The sequence below is a fragment of the Lentimicrobium saccharophilum genome, assembly GCF_001192835.1.
Classification (GTDB): Bacteria; Bacteroidota; Bacteroidia; order Bacteroidales; family Lentimicrobiaceae; genus Lentimicrobium; species Lentimicrobium saccharophilum.
The window spans coordinates 955,793-976,422 of the sequence record NZ_DF968183.1 but is presented as its reverse complement, the minus strand read 5'-3'; the positions used below and the strand labels follow the sequence as shown (position 1 = coordinate 976,422).

General features: G+C 44.0%; 19 protein-coding genes and 1 tRNA gene. 14 read left to right on the top strand and 6 right to left on the bottom strand.

Translation table 11 applies throughout. The annotated features are described in order from the left end of the window. Window positions 1-9 precede the first annotated feature (9 nt). The 11 genes from TBC1_RS15850 (at window position 10) to TBC1_RS15800 (ending at window position 10,930) form a co-directional block, all read left to right on the top strand. Window positions 10-1,218 (top strand): polysaccharide biosynthesis protein, encoded by a 1,209-nt coding sequence (locus tag TBC1_RS15850; protein WP_062044976.1) that lies wholly within the window; start codon window positions 10-12, stop codon window positions 1,216-1,218. 10 nt (window positions 1,219-1,228) lie between these two features. Continuing rightward, window positions 1,229-1,909 (top strand): sugar transferase, encoded by a 681-nt coding sequence (locus TBC1_RS15845; protein ID WP_062044974.1) that lies wholly within the window; start codon window positions 1,229-1,231, stop codon window positions 1,907-1,909. Window positions 1,910-2,041: 132 nt separating this feature from the next. Next, window positions 2,042-2,977, top strand: coding sequence for a peptidoglycan bridge formation glycyltransferase FemA/FemB family protein (locus TBC1_RS15840; protein ID WP_062044972.1), 936 nt, complete (start codon window positions 2,042-2,044; stop codon window positions 2,975-2,977). A gap of 77 nt (window positions 2,978-3,054) precedes the next feature. After that, complete coding sequence (locus tag TBC1_RS15835; protein WP_062044971.1) at window positions 3,055-3,645, top strand: hypothetical protein; 591 nt, start codon at window positions 3,055-3,057, stop codon at window positions 3,643-3,645. Between the two features lie 46 nt (window positions 3,646-3,691). Then, on the top strand, window positions 3,692-4,531 hold the full coding sequence (locus TBC1_RS15830; protein ID WP_201781704.1) for a polysaccharide deacetylase family protein: 840 nt from the start codon (window positions 3,692-3,694) through the stop codon (window positions 4,529-4,531). A 237-nt stretch (window positions 4,532-4,768) separates the two neighbouring features. Then, complete coding sequence (locus tag TBC1_RS15825; protein ID WP_062044966.1) at window positions 4,769-5,902, top strand: glycosyltransferase family 4 protein; 1,134 nt, start codon at window positions 4,769-4,771, stop codon at window positions 5,900-5,902. A 280-nt stretch (window positions 5,903-6,182) separates the two neighbouring features. After that, complete coding sequence (upp, locus tag TBC1_RS15820; RefSeq protein ID WP_062044964.1) at window positions 6,183-6,833, top strand: uracil phosphoribosyltransferase; 651 nt, start codon at window positions 6,183-6,185, stop codon at window positions 6,831-6,833. Between the two features lie 270 nt (window positions 6,834-7,103). Beyond that, window positions 7,104-8,345, top strand: a complete 1,242-nt coding sequence (locus TBC1_RS15815; RefSeq protein ID WP_062044963.1) for an ABC transporter permease — start codon at window positions 7,104-7,106, stop codon at window positions 8,343-8,345. A gap of 17 nt (window positions 8,346-8,362) precedes the next feature. Next, window positions 8,363-9,685, top strand: coding sequence for a polysaccharide deacetylase family protein (locus TBC1_RS15810; RefSeq protein WP_062044961.1), 1,323 nt, complete (start codon window positions 8,363-8,365; stop codon window positions 9,683-9,685). Window positions 9,686-9,943: 258 nt separating this feature from the next. After that, on the top strand, window positions 9,944-10,258 hold the full coding sequence (locus tag TBC1_RS15805; protein WP_062044959.1) for an acylphosphatase: 315 nt from the start codon (window positions 9,944-9,946) through the stop codon (window positions 10,256-10,258). Between the two features lie 138 nt (window positions 10,259-10,396). Continuing rightward, complete coding sequence (locus tag TBC1_RS15800; RefSeq protein ID WP_062044957.1) at window positions 10,397-10,930, top strand: UpxY family transcription antiterminator; 534 nt, start codon at window positions 10,397-10,399, stop codon at window positions 10,928-10,930. 63 nt (window positions 10,931-10,993) lie between these two features. Here TBC1_RS15800 and TBC1_RS15795 read toward each other — a convergent pair whose 3' ends face one another. Then, a complete protein-coding gene (locus TBC1_RS15795; RefSeq protein ID WP_062044955.1) occupies window positions 10,994-12,715 on the bottom strand; it encodes a M23 family metallopeptidase in 1,722 nt (573 codons plus the stop codon). 407 nt (window positions 12,716-13,122) lie between these two features. Between TBC1_RS15795 and TBC1_RS15790 the strand changes: the two genes are divergently transcribed. Together TBC1_RS15790 and porV are read left to right on the top strand one after the other, a co-directional pair. Next, window positions 13,123-13,653, top strand: coding sequence for a hypothetical protein (locus tag TBC1_RS15790; RefSeq protein WP_137305796.1), 531 nt, complete (start codon window positions 13,123-13,125; stop codon window positions 13,651-13,653). Window positions 13,654-13,882: 229 nt separating this feature from the next. Further along, window positions 13,883-15,115 (top strand): type IX secretion system outer membrane channel protein PorV, encoded by a 1,233-nt coding sequence (gene porV / locus TBC1_RS15785; protein ID WP_062044950.1) that lies wholly within the window; start codon window positions 13,883-13,885, stop codon window positions 15,113-15,115. Window positions 15,116-15,203: 88 nt separating this feature from the next. Here porV and TBC1_RS15780 read toward each other — a convergent pair whose 3' ends face one another. The 5 genes from TBC1_RS15780 to TBC1_RS15760 form a co-directional block, all read right to left on the bottom strand. Next, entirely contained in the window at window positions 15,204-16,157 is a 954-nt protein-coding gene (locus tag TBC1_RS15780; RefSeq protein WP_062044948.1) for a hypothetical protein, read from the bottom strand. Window positions 16,158-16,214: 57 nt separating this feature from the next. After that, window positions 16,215-16,718: a 2-C-methyl-D-erythritol 2,4-cyclodiphosphate synthase gene (ispF, locus tag TBC1_RS15775; protein WP_062044946.1), complete on the bottom strand. Its 504-nt coding sequence runs from the start codon at window positions 16,716-16,718 to the stop codon at window positions 16,215-16,217. 204 nt (window positions 16,719-16,922) lie between these two features. Further along, window positions 16,923-17,195: a GIY-YIG nuclease family protein gene (locus TBC1_RS15770; RefSeq protein WP_062044944.1), complete on the bottom strand. Its 273-nt coding sequence runs from the start codon at window positions 17,193-17,195 to the stop codon at window positions 16,923-16,925. A 75-nt stretch (window positions 17,196-17,270) separates the two neighbouring features. Continuing rightward, window positions 17,271-17,543 carry a GIY-YIG nuclease family protein gene (locus TBC1_RS15765; RefSeq protein ID WP_062044942.1) on the bottom strand — a complete coding sequence of 91 codons (273 nt, stop codon included), beginning with the start codon at window positions 17,541-17,543 and terminating at the stop codon, window positions 17,271-17,273. A 36-nt stretch (window positions 17,544-17,579) separates the two neighbouring features. Beyond that, a tRNA-Val gene (locus TBC1_RS15760) sits at window positions 17,580-17,654 on the bottom strand. A 571-nt stretch (window positions 17,655-18,225) separates the two neighbouring features. Here TBC1_RS15760 and tamL point away from each other — a divergent pair. Continuing rightward, window positions 18,226-20,616, top strand: coding sequence for a translocation and assembly module lipoprotein TamL (gene tamL / locus TBC1_RS15755; RefSeq protein WP_082189668.1), 2,391 nt, complete (start codon window positions 18,226-18,228; stop codon window positions 20,614-20,616). Window positions 20,617-20,630 lie beyond the last annotated feature (14 nt).

Below are 20,630 nucleotides of genomic sequence, written 5' to 3'. Positions count from 1 at the left end.
TCAGCCTGTATGATCAATATTGAAGCTTTTATTTCAAATCATATTACCTTCCGGGAGAAGAGTTTTTTTCAGGATGATCTGTTGCGTTATGAAAACCAGCTCAGATTGCAGATAGAAGGGAAGTCGGCGCTGGTTATCGGGGGTGGTGGCACCATCGGATCCTCTTTTATCCGGGCATTGCTGAAGTTCAATCCGGCCAGGCTATTTGTGGTTGATCTGAGCGAGAACTACCTGACCGAACTTACGCGCGATCTCAGAAGTACTTTGGGTATGAGGGTTCCGGATGATTATAAAACCTATCCGATAAACTTTTCCGATCCGGTTTTTGATAAGATACTGCAGGATGCGGGGCCATTCGATATTGTAGCCAATTTTGCAGCGCACAAACATGTCCGGAGTGAGAAAGACCAGTTCTCGGTGATTGCATTGCTTGAAAACAATATTGTTAAGGCCGAGCAGCTCTTAGGCAAGCTGGCTGAATCCCCCCCTGAGCATTTCTTCTGCGTTTCCACGGATAAGGCTGCCAATCCGGTTAATATCATGGGAGCCAGTAAGAAAATCATGGAAGAGGTGATTATGGCATACGCCGGCCATTTCCCGGTTTCCACGGCGAGGTTTGCCAATGTGGCGTTTTCCAACGGAAGTCTGCTGGCGGGTTATCTCGAGCGAATGATGAAACATCAGCCGCTTTCCTGCCCTTCAGATATCCGGAGATTTTTTGTTTCTCCTGAAGAGTCTGGCCAGATTTGCCTGATGGCTTGTATTCTGGGAAAGACCGGTGAAATCTTCTTTCCGAAGCTGGACGAAGAGCAGATGATGAATTTTAAAGACATTACCATTGAATTTTTGAGGCAGCAGGGGCTTGAAACCAGTATATGTGCAAGTGAAGAAGAGGCCCGCTATGAAGCGTCCATGATGCAGGCCAATTCACGAAGCTATCCGGTCTATTTTTTTGAATCGGATACTTCCGGTGAAAAAACCTTTGAAGAGTTCTATACGGAAGGGGAGGAGCTTGATCTCGCAACATTCAGTTCTCTGGGAATCATCAAAAATGCCCCTCGCCGTTCGATGGATGAGATACGGAATATGGTCGGGGAACTTAAGAGGGTGATACAAACCCCGGGATTAACAAAAGCTGAAATAGTCAAGGTGATGACCTCTTTCCTGCCGGGTTTCCATCATATAGAAACCGGGAAAAACCTGGACCAGAAAATGTAAATCTTATAGTATGTACAGATATTTTAAACGGATCGGCGATATATTGTTTTCCAGTCTGGGAATGCTATTGTTCCTCCCGTTTTTCATTCCGCTGGCCATCACACTGAAGCTGACGGGTGAAGGTTATATTTTCTATTTGCAGGAGCGGAGGGGTTATAAAAACAAAAAATTCAGGATATGGAAATTTGCCACCATGCTCAAAGCCAGCCCTTCGCTTGGCACCGGAAGCATTACCCTGAAAAACGATTGGCGTTTAACACCGCTTGGGAAGTATTTACGGGGCTCAAAGGTCAATGAAATACCGCAGTTGATTAATATATTCCTGGGGGAAATGTCTGTGGTAGGCCCCAGGCCGCTGATGGAAGTGGATTTTCAGAAGTTTTCCCCGGAAATTCAGGATCAGTTTTATCAATGCAAGCCCGGACTGACCGGTATTGCTTCAATTGTTTTCAGGGATGAAGAACAGTTCTATGAAAACACGGAAATAGATCCCCACGAGTATGACCGCCTTTATATTGCCCCTTATAAAGGCGCTCTGGAAAAATGGTACCGTGAACATCAGGGATTCAGGACAGATCTGTTGATTATCCTGTTAACTGCCGCGGTGATCATTTTCCCCGAAAATAACCGGGTGTTCAGATGGTTCCGCGATCTGCCGCCCATACCTGTTTTCGGGAAAAAGGAGGAATAAAAACATAATCGCTGGCAGTTACCGCGTAACTATGTTCATGGCGTTCAATATGCTGATGAATGATAAAACCGGATAATGATGCATATTCAGGATTAATTAAAATCTTAATTTTGTAGCAAACCTCTTTTGAATATGAGCGTTAAATGGCCGTTGATTTATCAGCATGCGGGACCGGTCGGCTGGTACAGGGTAAAAACTGTTACAGGTGACAGGTTCATGATGATGGTAAATATGGATGACATTCTGGTTTCAATGCCCTATTTTTCATACGCCCATTTTTCCGATCAGGAACCTGAACTTGTTGAGAAGCATCCGGAATTTACGCTGGAGGAAGGAAAGCTGCAATGCAGTGATCCCGCTATCCAATGGCATGTACGTATGCTTAAACCGGTATCCGGGCATTTTCATACTGTTAAGGTAGTTTCCTGGTTGCCACTGGAAACTACAGCCGAAAAGCAGCTGTTAAGGTTCAGTTCAAACCTCCGGCGAAAGATCAACAAATCTGTGTCGCGGGAGATTAAACTTGAGGTGGGCGGATCCGAACTGATAGGAAAGTTTTACGGAGTATTTTCTCACAACATGCACCGCCTTGGAGCCCCGGCCATGTCGAAGTCTTTTTATGCGCGGGTGGTTACGGCCTTTGGAAGAGATGCCAGTGTGCTGATTGCCCTTTATCATGGAAAAGCCATTGGTGGTGCTATCTTGCTGAAAAAGGGCGAATTTGCCGAAACATGTTGGTTTTCAACCCTTGAAGATTACAATCCATTTTATACTTCATATTTTCTTTGGTGGGAGTGTATCCGCCTTTCCATTGAACGGGGATGCAAGGTCTTTAGTTTTGGAAGAAGTACGAAAGATTCAGGGCCGCACCTGTATAAACAGCAATGGGGCGTGAAAAACACCACCCTTTACTGGAGTTTTTCCTACCCGCTTCGCAACGATCAATATACAATAGGACCTTTAAAGATTCCAATGCCCAACCGGAAAATCCTGAGCTTTCTCTGGAAAATTTCTCCTTGTTTTATCATCAGGTGGCTGGGGCCGATGGTTGCCGGGAAATTTTACTGATCGGGTTCCAGGAGCTTTAATGATGTTCATGATCTCCGCCCGTATTTTTTACATGGCACCTTTCTTAATCTTTGTTTATGTTTGGTAAAATCTACCTGGCTGCTGACCGGCTTGTTCAAAAGCATAAATTGCACGCGCTGGTCGATGTGTCAATATTTGCTGTTATCACCTTTGTTTTTCATGAACTTTGGTGGTCATTCTACGGTTGGCTCGAATCCTTTAATTTCATCATCGGATCCGCCGATTGGCTGGCCGGAAAGGTCTATATAATTTCATTGTGGTTTAACAGAAATATCCTTGGGCTGGAGGTATTGACTTCAGCGCCGAATACCATGTGGTTTTCAAATGGTGCTTTTGTTGCCATTGATGAGGGGTGTTCCGGTTTAAAACAGTTTTATCAGGTGGCCGTTTTGTTTATTTTATTTCCTGGGCCATGGATCCATAAACTTTGGTATATCCCGTTTGGTTTTTTTACCATGTTTCTGGCCAATGTTTTCCGGATTGTCTGCCTGTCTCTGGTGGCGCTTTGGATCCCACAGCACTGGGACTTTGTCCATGAGTGGATATTGCGCCCTTTCTTCTATGTAATCATCTTTTTCCTCTGGGTCTTGTGGGTTGAGAAGTTCCGAAGAAGCGGAAAGCTGATCAATGCCGGCATCATTGAATAATCGATATTCGAATATCAATAGGTTGATTGTCTGATTTTTGCGGATTTTGACTTTTGACATCGAGGAGTGGTATCATCTCCTCGAACTGGATTCAACCAGCAGGCCTGATCAATGGGTTGGTTTTGAGCCACGGCTGGAAGCCAATACCGAAAGGATATTGATGCTCCTCAGCGAATCAGGCATTAAAGCAACTTTTTTTGTAATGGGTTGGATTGCCCGGCATTCACCGTCAGTGATCAGAAGAATAGCTGAAGCCGGCCATGAGCTTGGAGTTCATTCATGGGACCATGCCCTTATTTCAAAGCAGTCGCGGATGGAGTTTCGTGAAGATCTTAAAAGATCCTGCGGTGAAGTCTCCGGTTTATCCGGCACACCTGTGCGGATGTACCGCGCACCTGGTTTTTCAATTGTTCCTGAAACTGTATGGGCGCTTGAGGAACTTATGCGACAGGGGATTGTTGCAGATGCTTCCATTTTTCCGACTTCGCGGGCCCACGGTGGTTTTCCTTCATTCCCGGTTGATCAGCCATGCATTATCAAAGCTGGAGGAATGCAGCTCTACGAGTTTCCCCTGAATACGGCGAAATTCTTCAATCACCGGGTTGTCTTCTCGGGCGGAGGTTATTTCAGGCTTTTACCGTATGAAATAATCAGAAAGCTGACCAACAATGGTTCTTATGTTATGTCTTATTTTCATCCCAGGGATTTTGATCCCGGACAAAAAATGTTGCCCGGGCTGACTCCATTACGAATGTTCAAATCTTATTACGGTTTGCATGGAAGCCTTGGCAAATTAGCCCGGCTGATCAGCGAATTTGACTTTGTTGATATTGGTAAAGCGATTGAGCAGAACGACTGGAGTAAGGCATACGTCTACAGGATTTAATTATTTTCCGGTTGATTGCGGCATTTTCTGATAACATCGGAATTTTAGGTAATTGCCTGTAATTCTTGTAACATTTTCGTTACACCACAGGGGCTAAAATGTTAAATTGCACTGAATTACTTTTATCGAAAATGTTAATTAATATTTATAAAAAACATTGGCGTTCAGGGTCCCGGAAAATTGTCAGGGACCTGTTTCAGACCTTGTTTTCAAATTTTGAACTATTAAGTTACTCATATGCCTCATACTCCTGAATGGCTATTGTTGCCCGGATTCAGAATAATTGCCGCGCTTGCGATATCTTTTTTCGTTGCCTACCGTTTTATCCCGGTAATTATTGATGTGGCCAGAAAGAAAAACCTTGTAGATGAGCCAAATCATCGTACTTCCCATAAAGGCAAGGTGCCTACGCTGGGCGGAATCGCAATTTTTGCCGGATTCGCTATTGCAGTACTGGCGTTTAACCTTTCATCAGATAGCCTGCTCTCCCCGGTCACCGTCGCAGGTGCAATGGTTATCTTTTTTCTTGGGCTGAAAGATGATGTACTGGAACTTTCACCACTAAAAAAAATCTATGGACAGGTAATAGCGGGTTTAATTGTTATTTTACTGGGCGATTTAAGGTTCAGTAGTCTGCATGGCCTTTTCGGGATTTATCAGATATCCTACATATGGAGTGTTCTGGTCACGCTCTTTGTTTTTATAGTTATTATTAACTCTTTCAACCTGGTCGACGGAATCGATGGACTGGCAGCCGGCCTGGCCATAGTTTCCTCAGTTTTTTTTGGCGAATGGTTTTTCCGGGCCGGGCAAACTGGTATGGTGGTTATGGCAGTGAGCCTGATAGGTGTTCTGTTTGCCTTTCTGAGGTACAACCTCCTTGATTCAAGGTACAAGATATTTATGGGGGATACTGGTTCTATGTTACTGGGCTTTATCCTGGCTGTATTTACCGTCAGATTTAATGAGATGAATGTCCCCGGCAGCCCCATTAGAAATATGGAAGCAGCTCCGGCCTTTTCATTTGCAATACTGATGGTGCCTCTTTTCGATACCCTGCGTCTGTTTGTTGTAAGAATTTATACAAAATGCACCCCTTTTGCACCGGACAGAGCCCATATGCATCACATATTGCTGAAGTTGGGCTTTAATCACCTGCAATCAACTTATATCCTGATGATGTTTAATATTGTCTTTGTCCTGTTGGCCTGGAGATTCCAATCCCTTGGAACTATGAAATTGTTTGGTTTATTGATTTTTTCAGGCACCATTCTGACCATTATTGCTTTTGTCCTTGTTTCCATTCAGAAAAGGCACAGGCATCTGGATAATAAGCAAATTGTGAATCAGGGCAAATCGCGGATTGCCTGATAAATTGTTTAACCTGCTTACGAAATGAGCCCTCCGGATATGGGGGGCTCATTTCGTATTACAACCTGAATGATTTTCAATCTGGCATCGCATTATTCTGAATTAGCCGGTAGCAGCACCGGACGAAGTCTTTCCGGATTCGGATAAACCATTGGTATAGCCCGGCTTTCAAACTTTGCGAACATTAAGTTTCTGATATTTATACTGCTGCAATGCAATATTAATTCCTATATTTGTGCGCAAAGTCTGTTTCTTTTATAAAAACAACAAATCCTTCGTCATGGTTCGAAATCTGGGTGCTCAGAATTCCATTTTCAATCAATATGTATCTGAAATCAGGGATGCCGTGATACAACAGGATAGCCTCCGTTTTCGGTTCAACATGGAACGGATGGGAATGGTTTTTGCTTATGAGATCAGCCGGCAGTTAGAATATGAAAACCGTGAGGTAGTTACTTCACTGGGAGTTGCAGAGGTTCCTGTATTAAAGCATTCACCGGTGCTGGCAACCATACTTCGGGCGGGATTGCCCCTGCATAAAGGATTGCTGAATGTTTTTGACCGTTCAGAGAATGCCTTTGTGTCGGCTTATCGAAAACACAGCAAAGATGGCCGTTTTGAGATACAGGTTGAGTATGTTTCATGTCCCGATCTCACCAACAGGGTGCTGATTCTCGCCGATCCGATGCTTGCTACCGGTGCTTCGCTGGTACTCAGCTACAAGGCCCTGCTGGCCAAGGGAAAACCCTCTCACACCCACATCGTTACGCTGATTGCCAGTACGCAGGGTCTGGATTATATCAAGAGATACCTGCCGGTTGAAGACGTCACATTATGGCTTGGCGCCATTGATGATGAACTTACTGCCCAGGCTTATATCGTGCCAGGCCTTGGCGATGCCGGAGATCTGGCTTTCGGTAGTAAGATATAATCTTTTTCAGATTCGTTATTTTTAACAGCACTTCAGGTGTTGGTTCCTGTGTTTCTCCGGTATGACCCATACTTTGTTCCCGGAAGTGTTTTTCTTGTTTTTGCTCCCGCTGCTGCGTATACTGATAAAATAGATTACTTATTGTTGCTGGCAGAGGAATTGTTTTGCCAGTGATATCTGTATGGATCCTGTCTGATTCTGATAAGATATAATGTCATCAAAGGGATTAATTGACTTTTTCAACGTAAGTTTGTAAAAAAAATATCGGGCATGACCAATCTGCTGAAAGAAAACATCAGGATATCCCTGGATTCCATCCGCAGCCACCTTCTTCGAAGCATACTCACTGTGCTGATCATAGCGTTCGGTATCATGGCCCTGGTTGGTATTCTTACTTCAATAGATTCCATCAAATACTTTCTTAACGAGAATTTTATGATGATGGGGGCCAACACGTTTTCGATCAGGAATCGCAGCATGAGGGTGCAGATGGGCAACAGGTCCACCCTCCCGCGGAATTACAGGACGATCACCTGGCAGGAAGCCATGGAATTCAAGGAGGTGTATGATTTCCCGGCGGTAACATCCGTTTTTACTTATGCAACCAATACCGCAACACTGAAGTACGGGTCTTTAAAGACCAATCCAAATGTTCCGGTGGTGGGCTCGGATGAAAATTACCTGGCAACCTCAGGCAATGAACTGGAAAAAGGCCGGAATCTTTCGGCAAATGAAGTAAATTATGGCTCACATGTGGTGGTGCTGGGTGCAGGCGTTGTCAGCAAACTGTTTAAATCAGGCGAAAACCCGCTTGACAAGGTTGTTAATATAGGGCCTGGAAAATACAGGGTGGTCGGAGTGATGAAGTCCAAAGGCTCAAGTCTGGGCTTTAACCCTGACAACCTTTGTTTAATACCGATTTCGAATGTAAGGCAGGAGTTTTCCCGGTCAGGAATGACTTTTACCATTAATGTAATGGTTCAGAATCCGACGCAGCTCGATGCCGCGATCGGGGAAGCAACAGGATTGTTTCGTGTAATACGCGAAGTAAGGGCAGGACAGGAGAATAGTTTTGAAATTGAAAAGAGCGACAATCTGGCCGAAATGCTTTTTGAAAACCTTAAGTATCTCCGGCTTGCCGCAACAATCATCGGGGCTATTACCCTGATCGGGGCTGCCATCGGACTGATGAATATTATGCTTGTATCTGTAACGGAGCGGACCCGTGAAATCGGCATTCGTAAGGCCATGGGAGCCACCAGCCGCACCATCAGAAACCAGTTTCTTGCTGAAGCCATTGTAATCGGTCAGATTGGTGGAATTGTCGGGATTGTCTTCGGAATCAGCATCGGGAATGTATTATCGGCGCTGATCGGCTCAGGTTTTATCATTCCCTGGGCATGGATTATCCTTGGCGTTGTTCTATGCTTCGCTGTTGCTGTTGTGTCAGGGTATATCCCGGCCACCAAGGCTGCAAAACTTAATCCGGTAGATTCACTTCGTTATGAGTAATCAGCATTCCCGATCCGATGCGTGACAGCCTGTTGATATATACGCCAGTGTTAAGCCCCCGCCTGAATTACATCATGGGGCTCATGTTCAGGGAATTGCTGGGCCTTACATTCAGAATCACAACTGATCTGGAGCAGTACCATGCTTTTGAGGGGGCAAAATTATTCTATCATACTATTGCCCCTGCTGGTAAAAATGAAGTTCACATTGCTCCTGCAGGTTTACTGACCGAAAAATCCATCAACAGCCATCAGCTCCGCTTTATTGATTATGAAGGGTCGAAGGCTTTTTTTCCGGTGTATGCAAAATCAGCCGATATGCCTTTTGATCCTTTTTCGGCAGCGTTCTATCTTGTGAGCCGGTATGAAGAGTATCTGCCTTATCTGAAAGATGAACACGGCCGGTTTTCTCCCGATGCAGGCATTGCGGTTCAGCATGGATTTCTGCAGGTTGCCCCGGTAAACCGCTGGTCATTGAAACTTGGAGAAATACTGAGATTGAAGTTTCCGGACCTTACTTTCAACTACCCTGGCTACCGGTTTTTACCTACCATTGATATTGATGCCGCCTGGGCATATAAACATAAGGGTTTGATAAGGACTTTAGGTGGTTACCTGAAGGACATTTCTTCGGGGAATATATCGGAGGCAAAAAAGAGAACCCGGGTTTTACTAGGGATGGAAAAAGATCCGTTTGACACTTTTGATTTTTTATATGAGATTCATCAGAAGTATAGTATCAGGCCGTTATATTTCGTTTTGTTTGCAGCCTACAGTCAGAATGACAAGAATACGCCAACCGGTAATCTTTCATTCAGGAGGCTGCTCAAATCACTTGCAGATCATGCTGCCGTTGGAATACACCCTTCTTATGCATCCAACGGGTCACTCTCATTATTAAAAAGCGAGATCGATGGTCTTTCGGCTGTTCTCAGAAGGGAAATAACCGCAAGCCGACAACATTTTCTCAAGATATCATTCCCTGAGACATACCTCAATCTGATCAACCTTGACATCACCGATGATTACTCCCTTGGCTTTGCCGGAAAACCGGGTTTCAGGGCTGGTATTTGCTCACCTTTTAAATGGTATAACCTTGAAGCAGAAACAGAAACTTCCCTCACTTTGCATCCATTTGCATTGATGGAGGGTACCCTGAGGGATTACATGAATGTTGGCCCTGAGCAGGCCATGGAATTTATCAGACCCCTGGTGGATGAAGTGAAATCGGTAAACGGCTGTTTTATAAGCTTGTGGCATAACGAGTCCATGTCGGAAGAAAAGCGATGGATCGGCTGGACAAGGGTTTACAGCGAGTTGCTGGAATATGCAGCACCCTGAAACCGGGCCCGCCTATGTATGCCTGGCTTCAATTGTATGCCTGGTTTCAATATACAATGACGGCCATTCTGGCAAACTGAACAATATTTATTCAATGTTGTTAGTGATATTTAATTCAGATCATATTCCTTTTTGGTGATAAGTCTCACTATTTGCATGTGCGTTTTACTACTATCAGCAGCCTGAGTCTTTAACAACTGAACTTGTTCCATCCTCAAGGCTTTAATGTAAAATGAAAAAATATTAAATCAAATAGTAATGGAAAAGCGTTTTCAGATTTATATTTCCGGAAATGTTCAGCGGGTCGGATTTCGTCATCAGGCCTTTCAGCAGGCAAAACTATCCGGTATCAGGGGTAAGGCGATGTATATTGACCGCGGATTGCTGATTGAAGCCGAAGGAGATCCTGAACAATTGAATTTTTTCGTTGACTGGTGTCGCAGCGGACCAGATGGCTGCTCAATAGAGTCCTTTGAAGTAAGGGAAATGCCTCCCTTTCATTATACAGGCTTTGAGATCATACACGGGGTAATTTCGAGCGATTCACCGGTCGATTCCATGATACGATCGTAAAGTTGTAGGAATGAACTCTTATGCTCTTGAAACCTTGAGCGAAAGTTCTGGCAATCGATCAAAATTCTGTTCAGTCGTTTGAATGCATATTTATCATCACCTGAATCCAATATCTTTGCAATTGCAAACAATCCTATAATGAAAAGCGTAGCCCGACCTGCAAGAATTGTAGAATCAACCATTGCTCAATGGTATGCCTGTTATACAAAGCCAAGGGCTGAGAAAGCAGCCCTGCAGCGCCTGAGGGAAGCAGAGATTGAGTCTTACCTCCCGCTGCAAAGAACCAGGAAAAAGTGGAGCGACAGGATGAAGTGGGTTGATGAGCCCCTGCTGAAGAGTTATATTTTCGTTAAAGTCAATTCGGAAAATTTTATGAAGGTAATGAAGATTGAAGGCCTGCTTCACTTTATTACTTTTGAGAACAGAGCGGTACCGATACCCGAATCCCAGATTAATGCAATCCGGTTGCTGTTAGGGCAGGGGATGGAACTCGAAGTCGTTTCCGGCAAGATTGAAGCCGGCCAGGCGATAGAAGTGCAGGCAGGGCCCTTGATAGGGTTGCGTGGCGAGCTGGTTGAATACAGAGGCAGCCGGAAGGTTTTGGTCAGGCTTGGAGAGATTGGTCATGGTATCCTGGTAACCATCAGCCCTGATTTCCTCATAAGGATTTGAAGTTCTTTCTGCTGTTATATCAGATCCGTACCCTGAGGCCGTTCTGCCGGAATTGAAACGGTCTCAATTTATGAGCAAAGCATTGTAACTGCTCTTGTTGCCTGCATCATCAGTAACTTCCAGTAAAAATTCATTAACTCCCGGATTTATTAATTCATCAAAATTGTATTTCAGCAAATTGTTTTTTGGATCATAGTCCATCAGTATCCACTTGCCGTTCAGCGTTCCCCGGTAAGACTTAATACCCGAAAGGTTATCGCTGATACTCACGCGAATACTTTGCTGTGCGCTGATCTTTTTATTGTTAGCGATATTCAGCGGTTTAATAACAGGGGCTATAGTATCTGCCATTACCGAAAACCTCCCGAATTCGCGGACCCTCGCATTTAGAAAGCCGTTTTGATATTTGCCTCCTGCTGAGGATGGTTTGTCTTTGTTGTTCAGGATTACCATTACAAGCTTGTCCGCCAGTTTATGATATGCCGTGTCCACCCTGATCGAGAGATCATAATAATCATGAACCGGTGTTTCAGCATTGTGAATCATGTGCACCGGGGCGCAGGAATTTCCGTCGGAAGCGGTGGAGTTGTATTCGAAAACAATGCTGTCGTAAAGACAGCTGCCCGGCATGGAAATTTTCAGATGTGGCGTTACAAAACGGTTTAACCGCTTATAGCTGAATACCTGCCCGTCGATTCTTGGTTTTATAACTCCGTTCTGTGCAACTTTCCCTCTTATCACGAATTTTATCGCTGAAGTATTTCCCGAGCCATCGGCGATTTCAATTCTGATCGGATAAACGATGTCAGCCCTGATATTTAGTATCCCGTTTCCTGTCACTTTTCTATACAGGCTTAGTTTATTGTTGGGTTCAACTTTTGTTCGCATGAACCTTTCGCGTGAAGATGAATAGGTTGCATAATCAATAAAACTGTTGATATATCTGGTTTCACTAAAACTAAAGGATTCAGCATTCCATTCAAAAAATATTTCATTACCATTAAATACAGTGATACGGTTAATGCCGTTTTTGTTATTGCTGCCGCTGAGCAGATCGTGCGCGTTGATGCCGAATGAAACACCTCCGGATACCTCGATGGTGTCAGATTTTGAAAACCGGTAAGAAAGTCCCCAGCCTGCAATGCCGGGATTGAAGGGAGTTGCTTTTCCGTTGATCAGCGCGTTTGCTCCTTCAGGGTAAAGCCTTATTCCATTGATGGTGGGTCTTGTAAAATCCTTTACAGCAATCCCGAAGAGCAGCGGGTTGACAGGACGTTCTGTTCCGGAGTCCCTGATTTCGAAATGAAGATGTGGACCCTGCGAAGAGCCTGAATTACCTGAATAACCTATTACATCTCCCTGCTTTACTTGAATAAGTCCGGCTTCAGGAAAAAGATCAACATCAAACTGTTCCATCCTGTATTGTTCAGCCCTGGACCACGCGGCTATTTCAGGGTTGAAGCCTGAAAGGTGGGCATATACTGTAGAATAGCCATTAGGATGCGTTATGTAAACAGTTTTACCAAATCCGAATGGAGAAATCCTGATGCGCGAAACATAACCATCAGCACAGGCGAGAATTTTCTTTCCTTCAACACCCTGCGTTCTGATATCTATTCCTGAATGAAAATGGTTGCTTCTGAGTTCTGCAAAAGTCCCAGATAACAGCATCGGAAACTCAACGGGTGCTATAAAGTCGTCTTTAGGATAGCTTTGCTGGGCATTTGAAAGGGTTGGTATCAGCAGTGAAATGAAAAAACTAAAACAGATCCGGCGAGGTTTCATGCATTTATCTTATTCAACCGGACAAAGATAAGTTATTATGGGTTGTCATGATGATCGCTATCGCGCAGAAGGGCAGATGAAACACGAAAAATGAAGTTTATTAATTCTTTTCAAAGGAAGGGAAAAAAGCAGGTGCTTATGCATGAAAACTCTTTGATTGTGAAGGTATTGTCACAATAATCGGTACATATTTTAGTTTAGGAATAATATTCCGGTATCAGTACCAGGCTAAAATTTGCTTCCCAGCAGTTGCAAAATCTGTGGCTTCTCCGGCATCAGCGATATTTGCCGTTTCAGGTGTTATGACTACTGTTTCAGGTATTTCTTTGTTGAACAATAGCGGTTTAAAAACGTTAATGATCGCACGTGGATAATACCTCGGATATAACTGATAATGAACCTGATAAATGAACTATTTGTTTGCTCAAATGAATGATATATTGCTTATGGAAGGCGGCAACCTGTCCGCCAACTTTTGGGTTGCCCTGATCAGTTCTGTCAAGTTTATCTTTGCCGTTCCTGCATCATATATTTTCGGGAATTCATTTATACATACCATTCTGATAACTAGTCTGGGAGGTATTTCAGGAATTGTGTTTTTCCATTATTTGAGCAGGTACGTGATTTTTAGCGATAGAATTGGTTTTCGCATGTATTTCAGCGTTTTCAGGAATATTTCCGGGTTTAAGGCTACTCCTTCGCCTGCTTCTCTGACCCGCAGGCGTTTCAGCCGCCGCAACCGGTTGATTGTTTGGTTTTTCCGCCGTTATGGTCTGGCCGGAATTATTATTCTTACTCCTGTGCTTCTTTCGATACCTTTGGGGACTATTTTAACTTACCGTTATTCGTCAGGCAGGGCCGGATCTTTGGTTATGCTATGTGTTTCTGTAGTAGTCTGGTCTATTGTGTTAAGTGCGACCGGATTATTCTTCAGATAGCTGGTTTTCATTGTAAAGGAGTCATTCATGGTTTAAGCGAGATAAACCTGATTTTTAAAATTTTACAATTATTGATAATAACAACAATAAAAGACCATTTACGATGTTATTACCTGATATCCTGCAAAAATGTACCCGGTGCAATAAACTCCGGCTGTAATCGTTTGTTTAACGTTCGTTCGTTTAGAAATTATCAATAACTTTGCACACTTCAATCAAAAAGTACTGTATGCGTATTAAATCGGTTCTGCAATTATGCCTTGTTACCGGCCTTTTTGCTTTTTTTTCTGAATCCATCAATGCTCAATCAACAACCTATATTGGACAGGATTTGAATACTATCACCACTGCGGTTCCATTCCTGCAGATAGCTCCAGATGCGCGTTCAGGCGGGATGGGAGAGGCTGGTGTTTCGAGTACGCCCGATGCCAATTCCATGCACTGGAATCCGGCAAAATATTCATACATTGAGAATGAGATGGGATTTTCACTGTCATACAGCCCATGGTTGCGGGCCCTTGTCAGCGATATTAATCTTGCTTATCTTACCGGATACAAAAAATTGGGAAACAATCAGGTGGTTTCCGGCTCCCTGCTTTATTTTTCCCTGGGAGATATCACATTTACTGATATTCAGGGAGCTACAATCGGTAATTACAGGCCCAACGAGTTTGCCATAAGCGGTTCTTATTCGAGAATGCTGACTAAAAACTTATCGGGAGCCGTAACCGCCCGCTTCATCCACTCCAATCTGACACAAGGGCAGAGCGTTGGTGGTGCTTCCACCAAACCCGGCAACTCCATTGCGGCCGATATTGCCATTTATTCACGTCATGACGTTGAGTTTCCGAATATGGAAGGATTCTTTGCCTGGGGTCTTAATATCAGCAACATTGGGGCGAAAATTTCCTATTCTGACGACAATACACAGCGCGATTTTATTCCTACCAACCTCCGTTTAGGCCCTTCACTTACCCTGGACATTGATGAGTATAACCGGCTTTCATTTATGGTTGACATCAACAAACTGCTGATTCCCACACCTCCGATATATGCTACCGATTCATTGACCGGACAGCCGATTTACGATGACAATGGAAACCAGTTGATCTTTAAAGGTAAAGATCCCAATGTATCTGTTCCGGTCGGAATGTTCCAGTCATTTTTTGATGCACCCGGCGGGTTCAACGAAGAGATCCGTGAATTGTCATTCGCCGTTGGCGTGGAATACTGGTATGACAAACAGTTTGCCATTCGCGGGGGATACTTCCATGAGGACAGGACAAAAGGAAACAGGAAATTCTTTACCCTTGGTGCCGGTTTGCGCTACAATGTTTTCGGTCTTGATTTTGCCTATCTGATTCCTACCGGAGGCCAGGCTAAAAATCCGCTGGAGAATACACTCAGGTTTACCCTGCACTTCGACTTTGAAGCTTTCCAGAAACAGAATAATCAGAACTGATGATAAGATAATTCAGCAATTTTTAACAGAAAGCCCCGGAATTCCGGGGCTTTCTGTTAAAAGCAGGCTGGTAAGACATTCCGGTGATTTATTTTTTCAGGTAAATCTTTCTCAGCATTTTGACAATTTTCATCATCATGTTCAGGTGCAAGGGCAAGCGATTAAATCTGAGTGAAGGGTAGGTGATAACTTTAGCCCCGAAACCACGGTAAAACCTTGCCAGATTGGAATCATTTGAGCCTTCGAAGTCAAGGGTGAGGTGATTGCCACTCGAATCCTGGATAAAACGATCGATCAGGAATGACATGGCGCCAGTGGTTCTCGCTTCCGCTCCGGTAGCTGAAAACAGGAATATGGCTTTCCGGTGGCTGAAAACGAAAACGGCTCCCGCGCAGAAGGTATTGTTGCTGGTATAAGCACCATAGCAAATTGCCTTATGATCGTGAAGGCATTGGTAGATCAGTCGTAACAGGCGTCTGTAATCATATTCGCCCAAATGGCTGATATTTAGGCCTTTGTTGCTTCTGAAAAGGGTGATTATCTCTTCGGGTTTGACATTTGTTGAAATGGTAATGCCGTTTTTCGCTGCTTTGGAAATGTTGCGGCGTATGTTCTCCGAATAACCCCGGCTGATCTGCTCGTATGGTTCAATCAGATCGAGTTCATGATTGATGCTTTGAATGATTCTCCAACGAACTGCATCAGGCTTGTTAAAGGTATTGAGATTAATTTCCGCAAACCTGAATTTTTCGGGAATCGCTTGCAAAAACTGTTCTACTGATTCCGGTGTAAGGTGGTTGATAGAGAATATGCCGAGTTGTTGTGTGAAAAATGGCTGGTACAGATAGGTGACGCCCGCCTTTTGCCTGAAGGTCAGTGGAAAAACTGCGCTGTATTCATCGGCAACCAAAGCATCCCAACTGTCGCACATCAGGTCAAGATACCAGGAAAATGCATAAATATTTCCATTTACTGCTGACCGGATGCAGTTATCCCATGCGGGTTTGTCAATCTGATGCGCAGGGATGTATTTTATGGTCATGGTGGCCTTGGTGTGCTTTTCTCTGGTTGTTATTTAGTGGCAGGGATAAAGAGAATATCAATGGTTAAAATGATCTGAACCGGATTTATAGATCAGTGCAACAGCCCAGGCGGCAACCCCCTCCTCGCGGCCTGTAAACCCCAGATGCTCTGTGGTTGTCGCTTTAACAGATACACTGCCTGGCCCTGATCCTGTTAAGGTCTCGATTTCTTCCTGCATTTTCTGAATATAACCGGCAATCTTAGGGCGCTGCAGTGCTATGGTGCAATCGATGTTGCCGGTCTGCCATTCATTTTCACTCAACAACCTGATGGTGTGTTTGAGCAGAATTCTGCTGTCAATCCCTTTGTATTCATCCGAACTATCAGGAAAATGATAACCGATGTCCCGGAGCCCGGCGGCCCCCAGCAAGGCATCGCAAATCGCATGGAGCAGGACATCGGCATCAGAATGCCCGACGGCTCCTCTTGAGTGATCTATCCTGACGCCTCCCAGTACGAATGGAAGTCCGTCAGCCAGTTGATGAACATCGTAACCCATGCCGATCCTGTATGGAAACATATTCGAGCAATTATTGATTAGAATTGTAAAAATAAGAACTCTGCGCGGATTGAGTGGAAAGGAGAGAAAATAAAGTTAAGGCTAAGGTTGAGGATAAGGCTTTCAGAAAATAGTATATATATATGGCATAAATGCAAAAAAGCCACGTTTAGTGGCTTTTTGTTGTGGGAGCAACAGGGTTCGAACCTGTGACCCTCCCGGCTGTCAGCCGGGATGCCCTGAACCGTTTCTGGTTTTCTCAATCAATTGAATAATGCTTCTTCTGTTTTTCCAGGCTTTGATCTGTAACTCCCTTGCTCTGTCATCAACATAATTGTCAAAGTATTCTGAAAAAACAACCACCCAATCCATGGCGCCTGCGGTAAACCCGGAGTGCCTGTTCTTGTGTTTGTAAAGTCTCACATCTACAGTATCTCTGGTCGAACCGGTATAAAATCTGTTAAGGCTTTCAGAAAAGAGTATATAAGTGTATGGCATAAATGCAAAAAAGCCACGTTTAGTGGCTTTTTGTTGTGGGAGCAACAGGGTTCGAACCTGTGACCCTCCCGGCTGTCAGCCGGGATGCCCTGAACCGTTTCTGGCTTTCTCAATCAATTGAATAATGCTTCTTCTGCTCTTCCAGGCTTTGATTTGTAACTCCCTTGCTCTGGCATCAACATAATTGTCAAAGTATTCTGAAAAAACAACCACCCAATCCCTGGCGCCTGCGGTAAACCCGGAGTGCCTGTTATTATGTTTGTAGAGTCTTACATCTACAGTATCTCTGGTTGAACCGGTATAAAATCTGTTAAGGCTTTCAGAAAAGAGTATATAAGTATATGGCATAAATGCAAAAAAGCCACGTTTAGTGGCTTTTTGTTGTGGGAGCAACAGGGTTCGAACCTGTGACCCCCTGCTTGTAAGGCAGGTGCTCTGAACCAGCTGAGCTATGCTCCCGATTTTCTGCTTACATTGATAATGTACGCGTCGAATGAGGCTGCAAATTTAATCACAATTTTGATTCTGGCAATAGCGCAATGAAAAAAAAGCTAAAAAAATGAATAAAAGATAAGTAGCAGAAAAACAATGTTTTATATTTGAATATCTCTTTGATTTGCATGAAATTGAGTTATAGCATGATTTTTTCCGGATCATTATTGGCCGGTAAACCTTTGGAAGTAGTTATGAGATTACCTTTGGTGAGCCCTTCCGACAGCTATCGGGATTGGTTCTTCAATTTACAACGTTACGTTCAGAATGACAATACATTAACGATAATTATAGGGGGCTTGGTGGTGGAATAGCCGACACCAGGCCCCTTCTTCCTCAAACCCATGTAAGTCAAAGTCATTCTGATCCCGCAAAATGCGGGAGAAGAATCTCATAATTAACCGGACAGCAATGTTTCCGGATAAAGTAATCATTGACAAAATTTTAGGTAGAACAGTTTCAGAAATCTGAACCTGTTATAAGATGCGTTATTCAACTGTTCAATGTATCTGTCAATCCACATTTACATTAAATTTGCATGCAGAACTTAACCATGCTTCGTAATTCGACCTTAATTCTTCGCTTAACATTTTATACGGCATTATTGCTGCTGTTTGCTTCCTGCAGTCCTGCCAGGAAGGTTCAGAAAAGGGGTGGTTATCTTATGGCCGGGCACAGTGTTAAGGCGGACAGGCCGGGTATCGACACATACGACCTTCTTAACTTCGCTCAGCCAAAGCCCAACCGGAAATTTCTGGGTTTATTCAGGCCCGGGGTATTGGTTTATGATTTGAATTCAGGTGGAAAAGACCGGAAATTCAAGCGGTGGATGCGGAATAACCTTGGAAGAGCTCCCGTATTGCTCGATTCTGCATTGATTGACAACTCCCTCATCCCTATGAGGGTCTATCTTAACAACAAAGGCTACTTTGGCGCAGAAGTGCAGCGCAGGATAGAATTCAGGGGGGCCAGGGCTTTTGTAAATTATCAGACCAAAACCAAAGATCCGTTTATTTTCGGACAAGTGGTTTTTGATATTCCGGACGACAGCCTTCGTTATTTCCTTAATACAGAAGGAACGGCTTCGCTGATTACTTCAGGAAAGCAGTACGATGCTTATCTGATTCGGGATGAACGCGAACGCATCACCCGGGTACTGAAAGATGCCGGCTACTATGCTTTTTCACGGGAATATATTTTTTTTGAAGTAGATACGACAAGAGAAAAGTGTAAAGCTGACATCAAAGTCAGGATTGAGAATGTCAGGACAAAACCTTCCGGTCTGATGGATTCAGCTTCATTCCGTCCCCACCAGCGTTATTTTATCAGCAATATTTTTGTGAATACCAACTTTGCTGAAATGGTTGGCGATTCTTTACCGACAAATGATACTCTTGCATACAGGAAAAATCACGATACGCTGCTTCAGCCAAATCCCGATTTTTACCTGATATACAAAAACAGGTTGCGTATACGGCCTGCAGCATTATCAAGGGCAGTATTTATTCAACCCGGAACCCCTTTTAACCAGCAAAAAATTAATCTCACCTATAATCGCCTTCAGAACCTGGGTTTAAGCAGATTTGTGTCCGTGAACCTGAATCCTGCCGAAATTGCGCCTGAACTGCAACCTGAGGGCATTTCGCTGCTCGACTGTGATATCCGAATGGTACGAAGTCCGGTGAATATGATTAATCCTGAAGTAGAGGCCACCAATGCAGGAGGATTTGTTGGGTTGGGAGGCAGTTTGAATTACCGCAACAGGAATATTTTCAGAGGGGCGGAAACATTCAGGTTAAAGTTGCGTGGCGCTTTCGAGGTTGAACCGGACCTCGGGCTGGGAATTGAAACCCGGGCAGGAATCTTTAATTCACTTGAGGCTGGGGTTGAAACAGGTCTGGATTTTCCAACATTACTCAGCCCTTTCCGGATAGAGGGAATCAACCGGAATTACAGGGCGAAAACCACTGTTGCTCTTGGTCTTAATTATCAGCAGCGAAGTTATTATACCAGGTATGTGAGTTATGCTTCGTTTGGCTATGACTGGTATAGCAGCAATACCACCCGGCATCTTTTTTCACCTGTTGAACTGAGTTCGGTGAGCATTGTTCGCGACAGCACTTTCAATGCCATTTTAAAGGATTTTAAAGATCCGCGGTACCTGAATCAATACACCGATCACCTGGTGATGGCCCTGAAGTATTCCTTTATCTTTAATAATCAGAATCTTTCCAGTAAGAAAAATTATTTCTATTTCAGGGCTAATTTCGAATCTGCCGGGAATCTTCTTAATCTTTACAGCAATATTGCAAATGCACCCGTAGATGAGGATGGGAACTTTACCCTTTTCAGGATCAGATTTGCCCAGTATATAAGGACAGATTTTGACTTCCGTTATTATAAGCCTTTGACGGCAAAACAGCAACTGGTATACAGGGCGGCATTGGGGGTGGGCGTTCCTTACGGAAACTCATCCGTACTGCCTTTTGAAAAGGGCTTTTTTGCCGGAGGAGCCAATGGATTGCGCGGTTGGCCAATCAGGTCTGTGGGCCCGGGTGAGTACTATACCCCTGTAAAATCCGGGTTTGAACGTGTTGGTGATATCTGGCTTGAAGCGAACCTGGAATACCGTTTTCCAATGTATAGCTTTCTGAATGGCGCATTATTTGTTGATGCCGGAAATATCTGGCTGCTCAGGGAGAATGAAGACTTTCCCGGGGGAAAGCTGGATTTGAAAAAATTACCTGCTTCCTTGGCATTGGATACAGGATTGGGTCTCCGGTTCGATTTCAGCTTTTTTATCTTCAGGATTGACGGGGGATTGCCGGTTTATGACCCCGGAAAATTAACAGATAGCCGGTGGTTCAGCATATCAAAATTTCAGTTGCGCGATATTACCTGGAATTTTGGAATTGGTTATCCTTTCTGATACGGAAAAAACAA

What these genes read in the sequence shown, in the direction of transcription:
- TBC1_RS15765 (WP_062044942.1), bottom strand. Translation starts at nt 17,543, where the DNA reads ATGCCATATACTTATATACTCTTTTCTGAAAGCCTTAACAGATTTTAT.
- porV (WP_062044950.1), top strand. Translation starts at nt 13,883, where the DNA reads ATGCGTATTAAATCGGTTCTGCAATTATGCCTTGTTACCGGCCTTTTT.
- TBC1_RS15815 (WP_062044963.1), top strand. Translation starts at nt 7,104, where the DNA reads ATGACCAATCTGCTGAAAGAAAACATCAGGATATCCCTGGATTCCATC.
- TBC1_RS15795 (WP_062044955.1), bottom strand. Translation starts at nt 12,715, where the DNA reads ATGAAACCTCGCCGGATCTGTTTTAGTTTTTTCATTTCACTGCTGATA.
- tamL (WP_082189668.1), top strand. Translation starts at nt 18,226, where the DNA reads ATGCAGAACTTAACCATGCTTCGTAATTCGACCTTAATTCTTCGCTTA.
- TBC1_RS15850 (WP_062044976.1), top strand. Translation starts at nt 10, where the DNA reads ATGATCAATATTGAAGCTTTTATTTCAAATCATATTACCTTCCGGGAG.
- TBC1_RS15810 (WP_062044961.1), top strand. Translation starts at nt 8,363, where the DNA reads ATGCGTGACAGCCTGTTGATATATACGCCAGTGTTAAGCCCCCGCCTG.
- TBC1_RS15845 (WP_062044974.1), top strand. Translation starts at nt 1,229, where the DNA reads ATGTACAGATATTTTAAACGGATCGGCGATATATTGTTTTCCAGTCTG.
- TBC1_RS15780 (WP_062044948.1), bottom strand. Translation starts at nt 16,157, where the DNA reads ATGACCATAAAATACATCCCTGCGCATCAGATTGACAAACCCGCATGG.
- upp (WP_062044964.1), top strand. Translation starts at nt 6,183, where the DNA reads ATGGTTCGAAATCTGGGTGCTCAGAATTCCATTTTCAATCAATATGTA.
- TBC1_RS15800 (WP_062044957.1), top strand. Translation starts at nt 10,397, where the DNA reads ATGAAAAGCGTAGCCCGACCTGCAAGAATTGTAGAATCAACCATTGCT.
- TBC1_RS15770 (WP_062044944.1), bottom strand. Translation starts at nt 17,195, where the DNA reads ATGCCATACACTTATATACTCTTTTCTGAAAGCCTTAACAGATTTTAT.
- TBC1_RS15805 (WP_062044959.1), top strand. Translation starts at nt 9,944, where the DNA reads ATGGAAAAGCGTTTTCAGATTTATATTTCCGGAAATGTTCAGCGGGTC.
- TBC1_RS15840 (WP_062044972.1), top strand. Translation starts at nt 2,042, where the DNA reads ATGAGCGTTAAATGGCCGTTGATTTATCAGCATGCGGGACCGGTCGGC.
- TBC1_RS15825 (WP_062044966.1), top strand. Translation starts at nt 4,769, where the DNA reads ATGCCTCATACTCCTGAATGGCTATTGTTGCCCGGATTCAGAATAATT.
- TBC1_RS15835 (WP_062044971.1), top strand. Translation starts at nt 3,055, where the DNA reads ATGTTTGGTAAAATCTACCTGGCTGCTGACCGGCTTGTTCAAAAGCAT.
- ispF (WP_062044946.1), bottom strand. Translation starts at nt 16,718, where the DNA reads ATGTTTCCATACAGGATCGGCATGGGTTACGATGTTCATCAACTGGCT.
- TBC1_RS15790 (WP_137305796.1), top strand. Translation starts at nt 13,123, where the DNA reads ATGAACTATTTGTTTGCTCAAATGAATGATATATTGCTTATGGAAGGC.